This window comes from Pseudomonas sp. 2995-3, from assembly GCF_002742565.1.
GTDB lineage: Bacteria > Pseudomonadota > Gammaproteobacteria > Pseudomonadales > Pseudomonadaceae > Aquipseudomonas > Aquipseudomonas edaphica.
The window spans coordinates 1-282 of the sequence record NZ_LJSB01000253.1 but is presented as its reverse complement, the minus strand read 5'-3'; the positions used below and the strand labels follow the sequence as shown (position 1 = coordinate 282).

The following is a 282-nucleotide window of genomic DNA, read 5'->3' as shown; positions in this document are numbered from 1 at the left end:
TCTCATTACAGTGCAAAGTTAGATTTTCTAGAAAATATGCATGAAGGCTTTACGTATGACATCAGTGTTTGGGTAAAGTTAGCTGAGGGAGAAGAACCAACAGAATTACAAGTATCCAGAGCGGAGACAGATTCTGACGGTACAAACTATTGGCCACCAGTTGTATCACCAAGACTAGTAACGGATGAGGAATGGGTCTTATTAGAAGGGTCTTATACTTTAACTGCAGGTGTCACAGACTTATTCTTTTTTGTAGAAGAACCATATGATGAAGATCAGGAT

At 39.0% G+C, this 282-nt stretch carries 1 protein-coding gene; it reads left to right on the top strand.

The window, feature by feature from the left end; all coding sequences use genetic code 11:
- Window positions 1–282: carbohydrate binding domain-containing protein (locus AOA62_RS25290; RefSeq protein ID WP_178075658.1), on the top strand; the 282-nt coding region annotated here is incomplete at both ends.